The 17,792-nt window shown below is 66.4% G+C and carries 12 protein-coding genes; 5 read left to right on the top strand and 7 right to left on the bottom strand.

Going from position 1 to position 17,792, the window contains the following annotated elements:
• Positions 1–42: 42 nt before the first annotated feature.
• From PRtIB026_RS11795 to PRtIB026_RS11785, 3 genes are all read right to left on the bottom strand, one after another.
• Positions 43–1,287: a lipoprotein-releasing ABC transporter permease subunit gene (locus PRtIB026_RS11795; RefSeq protein ID WP_110738516.1), complete on the bottom strand. Its 1,245-nt coding sequence runs from the start codon at positions 1,285–1,287 to the stop codon at positions 43–45.
• 61 nt (positions 1,288–1,348) lie between these two features.
• Positions 1,349–2,032: a lipoprotein-releasing ABC transporter ATP-binding protein LolD gene (lolD, locus tag PRtIB026_RS11790; protein WP_177330835.1), complete on the bottom strand. Its 684-nt coding sequence runs from the start codon at positions 2,030–2,032 to the stop codon at positions 1,349–1,351.
• A gap of 7 nt (positions 2,033–2,039) precedes the next feature.
• Positions 2,040–3,290, bottom strand: coding sequence for a lipoprotein-releasing ABC transporter permease subunit (locus tag PRtIB026_RS11785; RefSeq protein WP_203647449.1), 1,251 nt, complete (start codon positions 3,288–3,290; stop codon positions 2,040–2,042).
• Positions 3,291–3,383: 93 nt separating this feature from the next.
• Between PRtIB026_RS11785 and PRtIB026_RS11780 the strand changes: the two genes are divergently transcribed.
• Together PRtIB026_RS11780 and PRtIB026_RS11775 are read left to right on the top strand one after the other, a co-directional pair.
• Complete coding sequence (locus tag PRtIB026_RS11780; RefSeq protein WP_203647450.1) at positions 3,384–3,968, top strand: PilZ domain-containing protein; 585 nt, start codon at positions 3,384–3,386, stop codon at positions 3,966–3,968.
• A 30-nt stretch (positions 3,969–3,998) separates the two neighbouring features.
• On the top strand, positions 3,999–4,715 hold the full coding sequence (locus PRtIB026_RS11775) for a glycerophosphodiester phosphodiesterase (protein ID WP_203647451.1): 717 nt from the start codon (positions 3,999–4,001) through the stop codon (positions 4,713–4,715).
• 48 nt (positions 4,716–4,763) lie between these two features.
• Here the strand turns inward: PRtIB026_RS11775 and sthA are convergent, their stop codons facing one another.
• The 3 genes from sthA to PRtIB026_RS11760 form a co-directional block, all read right to left on the bottom strand.
• On the bottom strand, positions 4,764–6,158 hold the full coding sequence (gene sthA / locus PRtIB026_RS11770; RefSeq protein ID WP_023631920.1) for a Si-specific NAD(P)(+) transhydrogenase: 1,395 nt from the start codon (positions 6,156–6,158) through the stop codon (positions 4,764–4,766).
• 203 nt (positions 6,159–6,361) lie between these two features.
• Positions 6,362–7,360: an FAD:protein FMN transferase gene (locus tag PRtIB026_RS11765; protein WP_203647452.1), complete on the bottom strand. Its 999-nt coding sequence runs from the start codon at positions 7,358–7,360 to the stop codon at positions 6,362–6,364.
• A 222-nt stretch (positions 7,361–7,582) separates the two neighbouring features.
• Positions 7,583–9,046 carry a glyceraldehyde-3-phosphate dehydrogenase gene (locus PRtIB026_RS11760; protein WP_110738521.1) on the bottom strand — a complete coding sequence of 488 codons (1,464 nt, stop codon included), beginning with the start codon at positions 9,044–9,046 and terminating at the stop codon, positions 7,583–7,585.
• Between the two features lie 167 nt (positions 9,047–9,213).
• Between PRtIB026_RS11760 and mfd the strand changes: the two genes are divergently transcribed.
• The 3 genes from mfd (at position 9,214) to PRtIB026_RS11745 (ending at position 16,552) form a co-directional block, all read left to right on the top strand.
• Positions 9,214–12,663 (top strand): transcription-repair coupling factor, encoded by a 3,450-nt coding sequence (mfd, locus tag PRtIB026_RS11755; protein ID WP_203647453.1) that lies wholly within the window; start codon positions 9,214–9,216, stop codon positions 12,661–12,663.
• Between the two features lie 9 nt (positions 12,664–12,672).
• Complete coding sequence (locus PRtIB026_RS11750; RefSeq protein ID WP_203647454.1) at positions 12,673–13,233, top strand: CsiV family protein; 561 nt, start codon at positions 12,673–12,675, stop codon at positions 13,231–13,233.
• 415 nt (positions 13,234–13,648) lie between these two features.
• Entirely contained in the window at positions 13,649–16,552 is a 2,904-nt protein-coding gene (locus tag PRtIB026_RS11745; RefSeq protein WP_420713662.1) for a DEAD/DEAH box helicase, read from the top strand.
• Between the two features lie 120 nt (positions 16,553–16,672).
• On the opposite strand, the gene nagZ is transcribed toward PRtIB026_RS11745, so the two are convergent.
• On the bottom strand, positions 16,673–17,671 hold the full coding sequence (gene nagZ / locus PRtIB026_RS11740; protein WP_203652683.1) for a beta-N-acetylhexosaminidase: 999 nt from the start codon (positions 17,669–17,671) through the stop codon (positions 16,673–16,675).
• Positions 17,672–17,792: the final 121 nt, after the last annotated feature.

Below are 17,792 nucleotides of genomic sequence, written 5' to 3'. Positions count from 1 at the left end.
ATCATAGTCTGGCGTGGGAGCGGGCTTGCCCCGCGATAGCGCTTACTCGTAACGCAACGCCATCGCCGGCTCGATCTGCGAGGCGCGGTACGCAGGGTAGATGGTCGCCAGGAAGCTCATCACCAGCCCGGCCACGCAGATGATCGCCACGTCGCCCCACTGCAGTTCCGACGGCAGGCTGCTGATGAAGTAGATGTCGGAGGTGAAGATGTGCTGCCCGCTGACCCGCTCGACCCAGCCGACCACCGCACTGACATTCAGCGCCAGGATCACCCCGAGCACGCCGCCGATCAGCGTGCCGACGATGCCGATCAGACTGCCCTGGACCATGAAGGTGCCCATGATCTGCGCCGGCGTCGCGCCGATGGTGCGCAGGATGGCGATATCCGCGCCCTTGTCGTTCACCACCATCACCAGGGTGGCGATGATGTTGAACGCGGCCACGGCGATGATCATCATCAGCAGCAGGCCGATCATGGTCTTTTCCATCTTCATCGCGCTGAACAGGCTGCCCTGGGTGTGCGACCAGTCATCGGCGCGGTAGCCGTCGCCCAACCCGGCGGCGATGGCCTTGGATACCTGCGGCGCGGCGTACAGGTCGTGCAGTTTCAGGCGCACGCCCTGCACCTGGCCCGGCGCCCAGCGCTGCATCTCGCCGGCGTCGGCGACATGGATATAGGCCTGGGAGCCATCCAGCTCGGCGCCGACCTTGAAGATGCCGACCACAGTCAGGCGCTGCATGCGCGGGGTGATGCCGCCTGGCTCCTTGCTGATTTCCGGAACGATCAGGGTCAGCTTGTCGCCGGTGTTCAGGCGAAAACGCCGGGCGGTCAATTCACCGATCACCACGCCGTACTCACCGGGCACCAGCGCCTGCAGGCTGCCCTGGACAATATGCTGGGTGACGATGGAGACCTTGCCCTCCTCGGCCGGGTCGATGCCGGCGACCTGGATCGGCTGCATCGCCCCCTTGTACGAGAGCATGCCTTCCATTTCGGTGATCGGCGCCGCGGCCATCACCGCCGGATTGCCTTCTGCGGCGCTGGCGACCTTGCGCCAGTCATCCAGCGGTTGCGCGCCAAGGATCGCGGCATGGGGCACCAGGCCGAGCACGCGCGAACTCATCTCGCGCTGGAAACCGTTCATCACCGACAGCACCGTGATCATCGCCAGCACGCCAAGCGACAGCCCGATCATCGAGGTCATGGAAATGAACGAGATGAAGTGGTTGCGACGCTTGGCACGGGTGTAGCGAGCACCGATGAACAAGGACAAGGGTCTGAACATGAACAGGGATACCCAATCTAAGTGTGAACCGGGACGCCTGGGGGCGCCCCGCGCAGGCGATTCAGATCGCCACCAGGCGCCCGTCTTCCAGGCTCAGCACGCGGTCCATCTGGCGCGCCAGGTTGAGGTCGTGGGTCACCACCAGGAAGGCGGTCTGCGAATGCGTGGACAGCTCTCGCATCAGTTCCTGGATACCCATGGCCGTGTGGTGGTCGAGGTTGCCGGTGGGCTCGTCGAGCATCACCAGGCCCGGGCGGTTGACCAGGGCGCGGGCGATCGCCACGCGCTGGCGCTCACCGCCGGACAGCTCGGCCGGCTTGTGATTCAACCGGTGGCCCAGGCCGACGCGCTTGAGCAGCGCCTCGGCACGCTCGCGGGCCTCGGCGATCGGCGTCTTGCCGATCAGCAGCGGCATGCAGGCGTTTTCCAGGGCGGTGAACTCCGCCAGCAGATGGTGGAACTGGTAGACGAAGCCCAGGGCGCGGTTGCGCAGCAGGCCACGGGCCCGCTCGCCCAGCGCCGACAGCTCCTCGCCGGCCAACCAGACGCTGCCCTGGGTCGGCGTGTCGAGGCCGCCGAGCAGGTTGAGCAAGGTACTCTTGCCCGAGCCCGAGCTGCCGACGATGGCCACCCGCTCGCCCGGGTGCAGCTCGAGGTTCAACCCCGACAGGACCTGAACCGACTCCGGGCCTTCCTCGTAGCTCTTGCCCAGGTTGCGGCAGCTCAACACGGCTTTATCACTCATGCGCGACTCACTCATAACGTAGCGCCTCCGCCGGCTGGGTGCGCGAGGCGCGCCAGGCCGGATACAGGGTGGCGAAGAAACTCAGGACCAGCGCCGCGCCACAGACCATGTACACGTCCTGGGCCTGGATCTGCGATGGCAGGTAATCGATGAAGTACACGTCGGCATTGAGGAACTTGTGCCCGATCAGGGTCTCGATGCCGGCGATGGCCGCGCTCACGTTGAGCGCGCCGAGGATGCCCAGCACCGCGCCGATCAGCGTGCCGACCACGCCGATCACCGTGCCCTGGACCATGAAGATGGCCATGATCTGCCCGGGCGTGGCGCCCAGGGTGCGCAGGATGGCGATGTCGCCGCGCTTGTCGTTGACCACCATCACCAAGGTGGAAATGATGTTGAACGCCGCCACCGCGACGATCAGCAACAGCAGCAGGCCGATCATGGATTTCTCCATGCGGATCGCCTGGTACAGGTTGCCGTGGGTGCGGGTCCAGTCACGCGGATAGAACTCCTGCTCGCCCAGCTGCTGGGCGATGGCCCAGGCGGCCCGCGGGGCCTGGAACAGGTCGTCGAACTTCAGGCGCACGCCCTGGACCTGGTCGGCCTTCCAGCGGTGCAGGCGCGACAGGTCGGCGATGTTGGTCAGGCCCAGGTAGCCGTCGATCTCGCCGGCGCCGACATGGAAGGTGCCGACCACGGTGAAGCGCTTCATGCGCGGGAACATCCCCGCCGGGGTGACGCTGACCTCGGGGGCGACGAAGGTCAGCTTGTCGCCGATGCCCACGCCCAGCTTCTGCGCGGCCTTGTCGCCGATCATGATGCCCCACTCGCCCGGCGCCAGCCTGTCGAGGCTGCCGTCGAGGACGAACTTGTCGATGATCGACACCTCGCGCTCGCGGGCCGGGTCGATGCCGTTGAGCAGCACCTTCTGCACCTTGCCTTCATGGGTCAGCAGGCCCTGCATCTGGGTGAACGGCGCGACCGCCAGCACCTGCGGATTCTGCTTTACTTTAGAAGCGAGGGCCTGCCAGTCGTCGATCGGCTGGCCGGTCTCCAGCGTGGCGTGGGGGATCATCCCCAGCACGCGGGTACGCATCTCGTGGTCGAACCCGTTCATCACCGAGAGCACCACGATCATCACCACCACGCCCAGGGCGAGGCCGATCATCGAGGTGAGCGAAATGAACGAGACGAAGTGATTGCGGCGCTTGGCACGGGTGTAGCGCGTACCAATGAATACGAATAGAGGTCTGAACATGTCGGGGCTTGTTCGGATGAAAGGGAACGTCCTTGTGGCGAGGCGCCTGCGGCGGCTTTACACTCGGACCACCGCCGTAACCTTGGGTTCGCCATGACGACATTAGACGAAGAAGATCGCCGCGAATACTACCGCATCGAAGATCGGATCGCACTTCAAATCAACCCCCTCAGCGCGGCCGAAGCCCTTGAGACAGAACTGTTGCAGGATGATTCAGAGCTGTTCAACCTGCTCAGCGAGCTGCACCTTTCGGACTTCGAATCGCAGCACCTGCTGCGCCAGTTGAGCGAGAAGGACCGTACCCTGGCCGCCTTCCTGCGCGCCCAGAACAAACGCCTCGACCTGCTCAGCGCGGTGGTCGCCCAGAGCCTGATCGGCGAGATCGGCCAGCCGCAACCGGTGATCATCTCCGAAGGCGGCATCGAGTTCGCCCAGGCGCAGAAGATCGCCCCGGGCACCCGGGTCAAGGTAAAGATGGTGCTGATGCCCCGCGCCCATGGCCTGCTGCTGCGCGGCCGGGTCACCCACTGCGACCCGCGCCCGGATGGCGACTACGAGGTAGGCACCGAGTTCATCGACATGACCGACGCCCAGCGCCAGCTGCTGGCCCGCTACATCCTGCAGCGCCAGCAACAGCAACGCCGCCAGGCGCTGGAACAGAACGACCCCGCTTCCTGAAGCCCTTTTCTCTGATTTGAAGGAACGAACGTGACCTTGATCTATGGCCACCGCGGCGCCAAGGGCGAAGCGCCCGAGAATACCCTGCAGAGCTTTCGCCAGTGCCTGTCCCATGGCGTGGACCGCTGCGAACTCGACCTGCACCTGTCGGCCGACAACGAGCTGATGGTGATCCACGACCCGACCCTCAAGCGCACCACCGGTCGACGCGGCAAGGTGGTCGAACACACGGCGGCAGACCTGGTGACCTACGACGCGCGCAAGGGCGGCCCGGGCCATGTGCAGCCCTGCCCTATCCCGCGCCTTGAAGAGCTGTTCGAAAAATGCGCCTTCGAGCACTGGCAGCTGGAGGTCAAGAGCGCCTCGCGCACCCGCGCCGCCAGCACCGTGCTGGCAATCCGCGAACTGGCCCAGCAGCATGGCCTGCTGGACAAGGTGACCATCACCTCGAGCTCACGAGAAGTGCTGGGCGCCGCCCTGGAACTGGTGCCCGACATCAAGCGCGGACTGGTTGCCGAGTACGCCTGGCTCGACCCGCTGAAGGTCGCGCAGAACTACGACTGCGAGATGCTGGCGCTGAACTGGACGCTGTGCACCCCAGAGCGCCTGATCAAGGCGCAGCGCCAGGGTCTGCACGTGTCGGTATGGACGGTCAACGAACCGGCGCTGATGCGCCGGCTCGCCGACTTTGGCGTGGACAGCCTGATTACAGACTTTCCCGGTTTGGCCAGGACCACCCTCGGGTAGGGCTGAAATCGGTCTCCCCGACCGGCTCAGGCCACCGGTCGGAGCCGCTCAAAAAAGCCGGTTCAGACCATCATAGGCAGCTACCCGATAGGCCTCGGCCATGGTCGGGTAGTTGAAGGTGGTGTTGACGAAGTACTTCAGGTTGTTCTGCTCGCCCGGCTGGTTCATCACCGCCTGGCCGATGTGGACGATCTCCGAGGCCTGGTAGCCGAAGCAGTGCACGCCGAGGACTTCCAGGGTCTCGCGGTGGAACAGGATCTTCAGCATGCCTTGCGGCTCGCCGGCGATCTGTGCGCGGGCCATGCTCTTGAAGAAGGCCTTGCCCACTTCGTAGGGCACCTTGGCCTGGGTCAGTTCCTGCTCGTTCTTGCCGATCGAGCTGATCTCCGGAATGGTGTAGATGCCGGTCGGCACGTCGTTGACGAAGCGCCAGCTGCCGTTGTCGACGATGCTGCCGGCGGCCGAGCGGCCCTGGTCGTGGGCGGCGCTGGCCAGGCTCGGCCAGCCGATCACGTCACCGGCGCCGTAGATGTTCGGCACGCTGGTGCGGTAGGTCTCGTCGACCTCGATCTGGCCACGGCTGTTGACCTTGATGCCGATGTTCTCCAGGCCCAGCTTGTCGGTGTTGCCGGTACGGCCATTGCACCACAACAAGGCGTCGGCCTTGATCTTCTTGCCCGACTTCAGGTGCAGGATCACCCCGTTGTCCAGGCCTTCGACGCGGTCGTATTCCTCGTTGTGGCGCACGGTGATGTTGTTGTTGCTGAAGTGGTAGCTCAGCGCCTGGGAGATTTCCGAGTCAAGGAAGCTCAGCAGCTGGCCACGGTTGTCGACCAGTTCGACCAGCACCCCCAGGCCGCTGAAGATCGAGGCGTATTCGCAACCGATCACCCCGGCGCCGTAGACGATCAGCTTGCGCGGGGTGTGGCTCAGGCTGAGGATGGTGTCGCTGTCGTAGACGCGCGGGTGGTGGAAGTCGATGTCGGCCGGACGGTACGGGCGCGAGCCGGTGGCGATGATGATGTGCTTGGCGTTGAGCTTCTCGACCACGCCGTTGGGGCAGACCACTTCGACGGTCTGCTCGTCGGCGAAGCTACCGGTGCCGACGAACACGTCGACGCGGTTGCGCGCATAGTAGCCGGTGCGCGAGGCAACCTGCTTGCTGATGACCTTCTCGGCGCTCTTGAGCACGTCGGGGAAGGAGAACCAGCGCGGCTCGCCGATGGCACGGAACATCGGGTTGGTGTTGAACTGCATGATCTGCCGCACGGAGTGACGCAGCGCCTTGGACGGGATGGTGCCCAGGTGGGTGCAGTTGCCGCCGACCTGGCGACGGCTGTCGACCATGGCCACCTTGCGCCCTGCTTTGGCGGCGTTCATTGCCGCGCCTTCTCCGGCCGGGCCGGAACCCAGCACCACTACGTCGTAGTTGTAGACAGCCATGCGTACTCCTTCAGAACTGGCCCGCCGGCCGGATGGCCGCGGGGCGCGATCATGTCGCCGGGGCGCCATGAGAAAATTCGGGTGCAGTCTAATCAAGCGTGAACGCCGCGCACATTAACCCTTGGTCGCGTCGTAGGCCATTATTGCCTGCACTACATGTCGTTTCACCGTTTCCCTGGCATTGATCATCCGTGGCTTGCCTTTCACTCGCCTTTCACCACCCGCTCGAAGGCCGGCGTGGAACGGGAGACGAAACCACCCTCGACTCTGGTCACCAGCACCGCGGCGATGCCGTGGGCGATGGCGAAATCCCAGCCTTGCTGCGGCCCGAGGATCAGCAGCAGGGTCGAGTAGCCGTCGGCCTGCAGCGCCGAGGCGTCGAGCACCGTCACCGCCGCCAGGTCGTGCTCGACCGGGCGCCCGAGACGGGCATCGAAGGTGTGCGAATAGCGCCGGCCATTGTCCTCGAAATAATGCCGATAGTCACCCGAGGTCGACACGGCCATGTCCTCCACGCCGATGACCTGGCGGGCGATCTGGCGGTCCTCGCGCGGCAGCTCCAGGGCCACCCGCCAGGCACTGCCATCGGGTTTGCGGCCCACGGCCTTGAGCTCGCCAGTGGCTTCGGCGAGAAACGCCTCGATGCCCATGGCGCGCAGGCGCTTGGCGATCAGGTCGACGGCGTGGCCGGCGGCGATACTGTTGAAATCCAGCTCGATGGGAGCGTCCTTGCACAGGGCGTCACCCTCGATGCGCAGGTGCCGGTAGCCCACGCGCTCACGCGCTCGAGCCAGCGTCTGCGGGTCGGGCACCTGCATCTCGCGGGCCTGGGGGCCGAAGCCCCAGAGGTCGAGCAGCGGCTCGACGGTGAGATCGAAGGCGCCCTGGCTCTGCTCGGCCAAGTGCTGGCCGAAGCTGGCCAGCTCGAACAGGTCGGCGTCGATGGGCAGGCACTGGTTGGCCGCAAGCTGGTTGAAACGGCTGACGGTGGAGTCGCCACGGTAGGTGGAGTAGCGGGCGTCGATGGCCTGGAGGATGGCCTCGACCTCGGCCTGGACCTGCTCGGGCGCCGGGCCGCCGGGTTGGCGCACGTACTGGATGCTGTAGCTGCTGCCCATGGTCGGGCCGCCGAAGCGCTCGAGGGTGGGGCCTTGATTGCAGGCTGACAGCAACAACAGGCAGAACAGAAGAACTGTGCGCAATATGGATCTCTCGGTTGACCGGTCTCTTTGTAGGAGCGGCCTTGTGCCGCGAAAGGGCCGCAAGGCGGCCCCAGGTTTTCAGCGTCACTGCCACAATTGCCGGGGCTGCTACGCAGCCCTTTCGCGGCATAAGGCCGCTCCTACAAAGAGACCGCGCTGATGCGGGGAGCAAAAAAAACGGGAACCCGAAGGTTCCCGTTTTCTCAACGCATTACAAGCGGATCAGCGTGGAAACGCTGGCGGGTTCACACCGGCCATGTCTTCCATCACGCGTACCACCTGGCAGCTGTAACCGAACTCGTTGTCGTACCACACGTACAGGACAACGCGGTTGTCGTTGCAGATAGTCGCCTCGGCGTCGACCACACCGGCGTGGCGCGAACCAACGAAGTCGGTCGATACCACTTCCTGGGAGCTGACGTAGTCGATCTGCTTGTGCAGCTCCGAGTGCATGGCGGTCTGGCGCAGGTACTCGTTCAGCTCTTCGCGGTTGGTGGCCTTCTCGAGGTTCAGGTTGAGAATGGCCATCGACACGTTCGGCGTCGGCACACGAATGGCGTTGCCGGTCAGCTTGCCCTTGAGCACTGGCAGTGCCTTGGCGGCGGCGGTGGCGGCACCGGTCTCGGTGATGACCATGTTCAGCGGCGCGGCGCGGCCACGACGGCTGCCCTTGTGGAAGTTGTCGATCAGGTTCTGGTCGTTGGTGAACGAGTGAACGGTTTCGACGTGGCCGTTGACGATGCCGTACTGGTCGTTGATGGCCTTGAGCACCGGCACGATGGCGTTGGTGGTGCAGGACGCCGCCGAGATGATCTTGTCGTCGGCGCTGATGTCGCCGTGGTTGATGCCGTGCACGATGTTCTTCAGCGCGCCCTTGCCCGGTGCGGTGAGGATCACGCGGGCGGCGCCCGGGCAGGCCAGGTGCTGGCCGAGGCCGTCGGCGTCACGCCATACGCCGGTGTTGTCGACGATCAGCGCATCGTGGATGCCGTACTGGGTGTAGTCGACTTCGCTCGGGCTCTTGGCGTAGATCACCTGGATCAGGTTGCCATTGGCGGTGATGGTGTTGTTGGCTTCATCGATGACGATGGTGCCGTCGAACGGACCGTGCACCGAGTCGCGGCGCAGCAGGCTGGCGCGCTTGACCAGGTCGTTCTCGGCGCCCTTGCGCACGACGATGGCGCGCAGGCGCAGGCCGTCGCCGCCACCGGTCTTCTCGATGAGGATGCGCGCCAGCAGGCGGCCGATACGGCCGAAACCGTACAGGACGACGTCGGTGCCCTTGCGTGCGGAAGCGTTCTGCTGACCCACGACGTCGGCCAGTTCGTCACGGACGAACTGCTCGGCGCTGCGGCCGTTGCCTTCGACCTTGAACTTGTTGGCCAGCTTGCCCAGGTCCACCGAGGCGGCGCCCAGCTTCAGCTCGCTCATGGCCTTGAGCAGGGGGAACGTCTCGTGGACGGACAGCTCGGTCTCGTCGGTCTGACGGTGACGGGCAAAGCGGTGGGCTTTGAGGATCGAGATAACCGAACGGTTGATCAGGCTGCGGCCATAGATCGAGCTCACCACGTTGTTGTTGCGGTAGAGCTGACCGATAAGCGGGATCATCGCTTCAGCCAGGGCTTCACGATCGATCCACTCACCAAGACACTGGTCGGGCTTCTGAGTCACGGTAACCTTCCACATGTAGGGGAACAAAAAAGGGGCTACATTATGACGCCCCTCGGCGTATCGGGCAATGAGCGCCTGTCGCCGACGCCAGACCCCGTCGTCATGCCCTCGCGAGCCTGACAGCGAGCCCCGTCACCGGTACAATCGACCTCTTTGCCGCAACGCTTGGAGTCCGATCTCCCGTGTCAGTTCTGCGCCTACCGCAAATGTCGGCCACGGCCGGCAAACAAACCTGGGGCAACCTGCCCGGCGCCGCCTTGAGCCTGGCCATCGCCGAGGCGGCCAGTACCGCCGGTCGCTTCACCTTGCTGCTGACCGCCGACAGCCAGGCGGCCGACCGCCTCGAGCAGGAGCTGCGCTTCTTCGCGCCGGCGCTGCCGGTGCTGCCGTTCCCCGATTGGGAAACCCTGCCCTACGACCTGTTCTCGCCGCACCAGGACATCATCTCCCAGCGTATCGCCAGCCTCTACCGGCTGCCGGAGCTGGACCACGGCATCCTCGTCGTGCCGATCACCACTGCCCTGCACCGCCTGGCCCCCACGCGCTTCCTGCTGGGCAGCAGCCTGGTGCTGGACGTCGGCCAGAAGATCGACGTCGAGCAGATGCGCACGCGCCTGGAAGCCAGCGGCTACCGCTGCGTCGACACGGTCTACGAGCATGGCGAGTTCGCCGTGCGCGGCGCGCTGATCGACCTGTTCCCCATGGGCAGCAAGCAGCCGTACCGCATCGACCTGTTCGACGACGAGATCGAGACCCTGCGCACCTTCGACCCGGAGTCGCAGCGCTCGATCGACAAGGTCGACTCGATCCGCCTGTTGCCGGCGCGCGAGTTCCCCATGCAGAAGGACGAGGTTACGCGCTTCAAGGCGCGCTTCCGCGAACGCTTCGACGTGGACTTCCGCCGCAGCGCGATCTTCCAGGACCTCACCAGCGGCATCATTCCCGCCGGTATCGAGTACTACCTGCCGCTGTTCTTCGAAGAGACCGCCACCCTGTTCGACTACCTGCCGGTCGACACCCAGGTGTTCTCCCTGCCGGGCGTGGAGCAGGCCGCCGAGCACTTCTGGAACGACGTGCGCGGGCGCTATGAAGAGCGCCGCGGCGACCTCAGCCGGCCACTACTGCCGCCGGCGGAGCTGTTCATGCCGGTGGAGGACTGCTTCGCCCGCCTCAAGCAATGGCCACGGGTGGTGATCGGTGCCGACGACGTCGAGCCCGGCGTTGGCCGCGAGCGCTTCCCGGCCCGCGCCCTGCCCAACCTGGCGATCGAGGCCAAGGCCAACCAGCCGCTGGCGGAGCTGTCGAACTTCCTCGACCAGTTCCCCGGCCGCGTGCTGTTCACGGCGGAATCGGCGGGCCGGCGCGAAGTGCTGCTGGAGCTGCTCGAACGCCTGAAGCTGCGCCCCCACACCGTCGACGGCTGGGCCGACTTCGTCAGCGGCGGCGAACGCCTGGCGATCACCATCGCGCCGCTGGACGACGGCCTGCTGCTGGACGACCCCAGCCTGGCCCTGGTCGCCGAAAGCCCGCTGTTCGGCCAGCGCGTGATGCAGCGCCGGCGCCGCGAGAAACGCGGCGAGGCGGCCAACGACGCGGTGATCAAGAACCTCACCGAGCTGCGCGAAGGCGCCCCGGTGGTGCACATCGACCACGGCGTGGGCCGCTACCTGGGCCTGGCAACCCTGGAAATCGACGGCCAGGCCGCCGAGTTCCTCACCCTCGAATACGCCGAGGGCGCCAAGCTCTACGTGCCGGTGGCCAACCTGCACCTGATCGCCCGCTACACCGGCAGCGACGACGCCCTGGCGCCGCTGCACCGGCTGGGCTCCGAAGCCTGGCAGAAAGCCAAGCGCAAGGCTGCCGAACAGGTGCGCGACGTCGCCGCCGAACTGCTCGACATCTACGCCCGCCGCGCCGCGCGCAAAGGCTACGCCTTCGCCGACCCGGCCGCCGACTACGCCACCTTCAGCGCCGGCTTCCCGTTCGAGGAAACCCCCGACCAGCAGGCCGCCATCGAGGCGGTACGCACCGACATGCTCGCCGGCCAGCCGATGGATCGCCTGGTCTGTGGTGACGTCGGCTTCGGCAAGACCGAGGTGGCCATGCGCGCCGCCTTCATCGCCGTGCACGGCGGGCGCCAGGTCGCATTGCTGGTGCCCACCACCCTGCTCGCCCAGCAGCACTACAACAGCTTCCGCGACCGCTTTGCCGACTGGCCGGTGAAGGTCGAGGTGATGAGCCGCTTCAAGTCGGCCAAGGAAGTCGCCAGCGCCGCGGCGGACCTGGCCGAGGGCAAGATCGACATTCTCATCGGCACCCACAAGCTGCTGCAGGACGATGTGCGCTTCAAGGACCTGGGCCTGGCCATCATCGACGAGGAGCACCGCTTCGGCGTGCGCCAGAAAGAGCAGCTCAAGGCCCTGCGCAGCGAGGTGGACATCCTCACCCTGACCGCAACGCCGATTCCGCGCACGCTGAACATGGCGGTGTCGGGCATGCGCGACCTGTCGATCATCGCCACCCCGCCGGCCAGGCGCCTGTCGGTGCGCACCTTCGTCATGGAGCAGAACAAGAGCACGATCAAGGAAGCGCTGCTGCGCGAACTGCTGCGCGGCGGCCAGGTGTACTACCTGCACAACGACGTCAAGACCATCGAGAAGTGCGCTGCGGAACTGGCCGAACTGGTGCCCGAGGCGCGCATCGGCATCGGCCACGGGCAGATGCGCGAGCGCGAACTCGAACAAGTGATGAGCGACTTCTACCACAAGCGCTTCAACGTGCTGATCGCCTCGACCATCATCGAGACCGGCATCGACGTGCCCAGCGCCAACACCATCGTCATCGAGCGCGCCGACAAGTTCGGCCTGGCCCAGCTGCACCAGCTGCGCGGCCGGGTCGGCCGTAGCCACCACCAGGCCTACGCCTACCTGCTGACGCCACCGCGCCAGCAGATCAGCGCCGATGCCGAAAAGCGCCTGGAGGCCATCGCCAACACCCAGGACCTGGGCGCCGGCTTTGTCCTGGCCACCAACGACCTGGAGATCCGTGGTGCCGGCGAGCTGCTCGGCGAAGGCCAGAGCGGGCAGATCCAGGCGGTCGGCTTCACCCTGTACATGGAAATGCTCGAGCGCGCGGTCAAGGCCATCCGCAAGGGCGCCCAGCCGAACCTCGAGCAGCCGCTCGGCGGCGGCCCGGAGATCAACCTGCGCCTGCCGGCGCTGATCCCCGAGGACTACCTGCCCGACGTGCATGCGCGCCTGATCCTCTACAAGCGCATCGCCTCGGCGGCCGACGAAGAGGGCCTCAAGGACCTGCAGGTGGAAATGATCGACCGCTTCGGCCTGCTGCCAGAGCCGACCAAGAACCTGATGCGCCTGACCCTGCTCAAGCTGCAGGCGGAAAAGCTCGGCATCAAGAAAGTCGACGCCGGCCCCAACGGCGGCAAGCTCGAGTTCGAGGCCGAGACACCGGTCGACCCGCTGACCCTGATCAAGCTGATCCAGGGCCAGCCCAAACGCTACAAGTTCGAAGGCGCGACCCAGTTCCGCTTCCTGGTGCCGATGGAACGCCCCGAAGAACGTTTCAACACCCTGGAAGCGCTGTTCGAGCGCCTCACTCCACAAAATCCATAAGGAAGCTTCATGCGTGCCATCCGTTGCCTGACCCTGCTGCTGGCCCTGCTCGCGCCGGCTGCCTTCGCCGCAGGCCCCTACCAGGTGGAAATGATCCTGGTGCGGCAGAACGCCGTGCCGGCGATCACCAGCCCATTCGCCCCGGAAGACTGGAGCGCCGGCGCGCCACGCCTGGAAAAAGGCGCCGAGCGCCCGACCGGCCTGGGTGACGAAGTCACCCGCCTGCAGGCCACCGCCGACTACACCGTGCTTCTGCACAGGGCCTGGCAGCAGGACGGCGATGCCGTCGCCGTGAGCGCCGGTGACGAGCAGTTCGGCCACTTCCCCATCGAAGGCAACCTGACCATCAAGGAAGGCCGCTTCATCGCCGTCGACGCCAGCCTCTGGGTCAACCAGCTCGACGCCAATGGCAGTGTGCTGCGCAGCGAGCAGTTCAAGCAGAGCAACAGCAACATGAAGGCCGGCCAGCTGACCTTCCTCGATGGCGGGCACCTGGCGCTGCTGCTCAAGGTCTCGCCGGCCGGCATGCGCAAGATCCCGCTGCCGGATCCGGAAATGATGGAGCAGTGAAACCGTGAACGCCGATGTGCAGAAGCTGGCAGCCGAGAATCCGAGCTGGAAGCGCGATTTTTCAGCGGCCACCCTGCAACGTGGCGAACGCTACGCCGAACAGGGCCTGGTGCAGATCCAGTCCCACGGCGACTCGCGCATCGAGTCCACCTGCCACGGCAGCGGCGGCAACATCTACCGCCAGCGGATCATCATCACTGCCGGCCCCTCCGGGCAATGCCATGTGCGCGGCGACTGCTCCTGTCCGGTGGGCACCAACTGCAAGCACTGCGCCGCAGCGCTCTATACCCTGGCCAACAGCCACGGACACGGCGCGGCCAACGGCGACCAGTTGCCCCATCACCTGCAGCACTGGCTGCAGGGGCTGGAGCCGCCCACATCCCGACAGGGCGACGCCGAAGACAAACGGGGCCGCATGGTCTGCTACCAGCTGGCGCTCAACGACGACCACAGCAGTTGCGCATTGCGTGTGCGCAAGGGCACCCGCGAAGAGCACGGCATTCGCTACAGCCGCATCCAGTCGCTGTACGAACTGCTCTACGAGCCCCCGAAGTTCGTCAAGGAAGAGGACCTGCGCATCCTTCGCCAGCTCTCGGCGCAGACCGCGCCCTACGGCCACGAGCGCGGCTATGCGCTCAAGGGGCTCGAGGGCGGCGAGTTGCTGCAGCGGGCGCTGGACACCGGGCGCCTGATGTTCATCGAAGACCTGCCCCTGCTGACCCAGGGCGCGCCTCGTCAGGCGGACTTCCGCTGGGTACGCCTGGGCAACGGCGACTACAGGGGCATGTGGTACAACGGCGAGGAACCGCTCAATTGCGTGCTGCCGCTGGTGCCGCTGTACTACTTCGACCTCGACACCCATGAGGTCGGCAGCGTTTCCCACGACCTGGATCCGCACACTGCCCTGCAGCTGTCCCTTGCTCCCGATGTACCGGAACACCTCATCGTGCCCCTCAGCCACAAGCTCAACGCCCTCAACCATCACCTGCCGACGCCCACCACCGTGCAGCAGGAGCAGCTCGACGACATCGCGCCGACCCCGCACCTGACCCTCGGCAGCCTCGAGTTCAGCGCCTACACACCCAAGACCGGGCGCATGCAACGGCAGATGCAGCACCGCGCCGCACTGGCGTTCGACTACGACGGCCTGCGCGCCAGTGGCGGCGACGACAAGCCGCTGAGCCGTCTGGTGGGCAGCACCAGCCAACGCATCCGCCGCCAGCCCCAGGCCGAGCAGGCCCTGCGCAAGGTATTGCGCGAGCATGGCTTCAAGCCCGCCACCCGCCAGAGCAAGGCCCTGCCCGACAGCGCCGGCGAGATGTACCAGCTGCCCGACGACGAAGCCTGGCTGCGCTTCGCCCGCGAGGGCCTGCCGCGCCTGCGCGAGGCCGGCTGGGCCATCGATGTGCACCGCGACTTCGCCTTCAACCTGCACGAGGTCGACGACTGGTACGCCACCATCGACGAAGCGCCGGGCCATGAGTGGTTCGACCTGGAGCTGGGCATCGTCGTCGATGGCCAGCGCCACAGCCTGCTGCCCATCGTCCTGCAACTGCTGCGCGCCAGCCCCGAGCTGCTGCGCCCCAGCGAACTGGCACGGCGCAGTGACGACGAACACCTGCTGATCGACCTCAACCGCGCCCGCCACGACAGCCCGGCGCTGCGGGTCGCCCTGCCCTACGGGCGGATCAAGGCGGTCATGGGCACCCTGGGCGAGCTGTACCTGCACAACGACGCCAGCGGCCCGAGCCTGCGCCTGGAGCGCGCCGACGCCGCGCGCCTGAACGACATCGACCACCTGCCGTTGCAGTGGGAGGGAGGGAGTCATGTGCGCGACCTGGGCCGGCGCCTGCGCGACGCCCGCGACCTGCAGGTGGCGCCGCCCAAGGGCCTGAACGCCACCCTGCGCCCCTACCAGCAGCAAGGCCTGAACTGGCTGCAGGCCCTGCGCGAAATGGGCACCGGCGGCATCCTCGGTGACGACATGGGCCTGGGCAAGACCCTGCAGACCCTGGCCCACCTGCTGCTGGAGAAGGAAGCCGGGCGCCTGGCCCACCCGGCGCTGGCGGTGATGCCCACCAGCCTGGTGCCCAACTGGCTCGACGAGGCCCGGCGCTTCGCCCCCGACCTGCGCGTCCTGGCCCTGCACGGCCCCGGGCGCAACAAGCACTTCGCCAAGCTGGCCGACTACGACCTGGTGCTGACCACCTATGCCCTCGTCCCCCGCGACCTGGAACACCTCAAGGCCCAGCCCTGGCACCTGCTGGTGCTGGACGAGGCGCAGAACATCAAGAGCAGCACCAGCAAGGCCGCCCAGGCCGTGCGTGAGCTGCAGGCCAACCAGCGGCTGTGCCTGACCGGCACGCCGATGGAGAACAACCTCGGCGAACTGTGGTCGATCTTCCACTTCCTGATGCCCGGCTGGCTGGGCGAGAGCAAGCGCTTCACCCAGGACTACCGCACCCCGATCGAGCGCCACCGCGACGCCGAGCGCATGGGCCACCTGGCCAGCCGTATCCGCCCGTTCCTGCTGCGCCGCACCAAGGAGCAGGTGGCCACCGAGCTGCCGGCCAAGACCGAGATGATCCACTGGGTCGAGCTCAGCGACGCCCAGCGCGACACCTACGAGGCGGTGCGGGTGGCGATGGACAAGAAGGTCCGCGACGAAATCGCCCGCAACGGCGCCGCCCGCAGCCAGATCGTCATCCTCGATGCCCTGCTCAAGCTGCGCCAGGTATGCTGCGACCTGCGCCTGGTCAAGGGCACCGAGGCCAAGGGCACGTTCGCCGACAAGGGCAAGCTGGGCAGCCTGCTGGAGATGCTCGAGGAGCTGCTCAGCGAGGGGCGCAAGGTGCTGCTGTTCTCGCAGTTCACCTCGATGCTGGCACTGATCGAGTTCGAGCTGGAAAAGCGCGGCATCCGCTACAGCCTGCTGACCGGCGACACCCGCGACCGCCGCGCGCCGGTGCAGCAGTTCCAGAACGGCGACAGCGAGGTGTTCCTGATCAGCCTCAAGGCCGGTGGCACCGGGCTGAACCTGACCGCCGCCGACACGGTGATCCACTACGACCCGTGGTGGAACCCGGCCAGCGAGAACCAGGCCACCGACCGCGCCTACCGCATCGGCCAGGACAAGCCGGTGTTCGTGTTCAAGCTGATCACCCGGGGGACGGTGGAGGAGAAGATCCAGCAGTTGCAGCAGGAGAAGGCGGCGCTGGCGGCCGGGCTGCTCGATGGCGGCCAGGCCGGGCAATGGCGGCTAGGCGATGACGAGATCGAGGCGCTGTTCGCACCGTTGCCGGGTAAGCGCGGGCGTTAAGCCAGGCTTTTCCCGTGCTGGGCTCTTCGCGGGTAAACCCGCTCCCACAGGATCGGCGTATTCCTTGAGGGTGACGCCGAACCTGTGGGAGCGGGTTTACCCGCGAAGAAGCCAACGCGGTCAGTCGACCAGCTGGGCTTCCTTCAACGCCCCCAACGCCTCCAGCCAACGCGGCTGCTGGCGGTAATCGGTACGCGCAAAGCCCTGCCCACGCATCCGCGCGATTCGCGGCGACGGCTTGACCTTCATCCGTTGCGCCGCGCTCAGCGCCAGCTCCGCCGCCGCCCGATCGTTGCACACCAGGCCCATGTCGCAGCCGGCGCTCAGGGCCGCCTCGATACGACTGGCGGCATCGCCCACCACATGGGCGCCGGCCATGGACAGGTCGTCGCTGAAGATCACCCCGTCGAAGCCCAGCTCGCCGCGCAGGATGTCCTGCAGCCAGCGCCGGGAGAAGCCGGCCGGCTGGTTGTCGACCTGCGGATAGATCACATGGGCCGGCATCACCGCCGCCAACTGGCCACCCAGCTGGGTGAACGGCACCAGGTCGGTAGCGCGCAGCTGCTCGAGGCTACGTTCGTCGACCGGGATCGCCACATGGGAGTCGGCTTCGGCCCAGCCGTGGCCGGGGAAATGCTTGCCGCAGGCGGCCATGCCCGCGGCGTTCATGCCGCGGATGAACGCACCGGCCAGCTCGGTGGCACGCTGCGGATTGCCTTCAAAGGCGCGGCTGCCGACCACGGCGCTGCGCTGGTGATCGAGGTCCAGCACCGGGGCGAAGCTCAGGTCCAGGCCCACCGCCAGCACCTCGGTGGCCATCAGCCAGCCGCACTGCTCGGCCAGGTACTCGGCATTGGTGTTGTCGGCGATCGCACGCATGGCCGGCAGGCGCACGAAGCCCTGGCGCAGGCGCTGGACCCGCCCGCCTTCCTGGTCCACGGCGAGGATCAGCTCGGGGCGAATCGCGCGGATCGACGCGCACAGCTCGCGCACCTGGCGCGGGCTGTCGATGTTGCGGGCGAAGATGATCAGGCCGGCCACTTCGGGCTGGCGCAGCAGATGGCGGTCTTCGGCGGTCAGCCATTTACCGGCGATATCCACCATCAGGGAGCCTTGCAGGCTGGCAGTCATAGGGAATCCTTCATGGGAGGTCCAGGGGCGCTTGGCCGTGGCGCAGGCGCACGCAAACATCGGACAACGAAGTGCCCGATGGTTCAGTGGCGAAGCGGCCGTGCTGGCG

Source organism: Pseudomonas sp. RtIB026, assembly GCF_016861355.2.
GTDB classification, from domain to species: Bacteria; Pseudomonadota; Gammaproteobacteria; order Pseudomonadales; family Pseudomonadaceae; genus Aquipseudomonas; species Aquipseudomonas peradeniyensis.
The sequence above is the reverse complement of the archived record's forward strand: the minus strand, read 5'-3'. Positions and strand labels throughout refer to the sequence as shown.

What these genes read in the sequence shown, in the direction of transcription:
- PRtIB026_RS11795 (WP_110738516.1), bottom strand. Translation starts at nt 1,287, where the DNA reads ATGTTCAGACCCTTGTCCTTGTTCATCGGTGCTCGCTACACCCGTGCC.
- lolD (WP_177330835.1), bottom strand. Translation starts at nt 2,032, where the DNA reads ATGAGTGATAAAGCCGTGTTGAGCTGCCGCAACCTGGGCAAGAGCTAC.
- PRtIB026_RS11785 (WP_203647449.1), bottom strand. Translation starts at nt 3,290, where the DNA reads ATGTTCAGACCTCTATTCGTATTCATTGGTACGCGCTACACCCGTGCC.
- PRtIB026_RS11780 (WP_203647450.1), top strand. Translation starts at nt 3,384, where the DNA reads ATGACGACATTAGACGAAGAAGATCGCCGCGAATACTACCGCATCGAA.
- sthA (WP_023631920.1), bottom strand. Translation starts at nt 6,158, where the DNA reads ATGGCTGTCTACAACTACGACGTAGTGGTGCTGGGTTCCGGCCCGGCC.
- PRtIB026_RS11760 (WP_110738521.1), bottom strand. Translation starts at nt 9,046, where the DNA reads ATGTGGAAGGTTACCGTGACTCAGAAGCCCGACCAGTGTCTTGGTGAG.
- PRtIB026_RS11750 (WP_203647454.1), top strand. Translation starts at nt 12,673, where the DNA reads ATGCGTGCCATCCGTTGCCTGACCCTGCTGCTGGCCCTGCTCGCGCCG.
- PRtIB026_RS11745 (WP_420713662.1), top strand. Translation starts at nt 13,649, where the DNA reads ATGGTCTGCTACCAGCTGGCGCTCAACGACGACCACAGCAGTTGCGCA.